The 235-nt window shown below is 64.7% G+C and carries 1 pseudogene; it reads right to left on the reverse strand.

The features are described 5' to 3' along the window. Positions 1 to 235: pseudogene (locus RM530_RS18525) on the reverse strand (IS3-like element ISAzo10 family transposase); the annotation flags it as partial.

The raw sequence follows: 235 nt of genomic DNA on the forward strand, positions 1-235 counted from the left end.
CTTCCAGCTCGCTGGGAAACAAGCCCTTCTCGCGACACCACGCCGCCTTCTGCGCCTCGCTCATCGCTGCCGTCGCCAGCACCGATTCAAAGCGAGCCACAGCCGTCCAGCCACCGCTCTTCTTCCCGGACGCCAAAGCTTCCGACCTCCATCGTTCCAAAGTGTCCGCCGACACGCCCACCTCAGCGGCCACAACCTTCACGTCTGCACTCTCGGGCGGTAGCAACCGCGCAAC

This window comes from Banduia mediterranea (genome assembly GCF_031846245.1).
Lineage (GTDB): Bacteria > Pseudomonadota > Gammaproteobacteria > Nevskiales > Nevskiaceae > Banduia > Banduia mediterranea.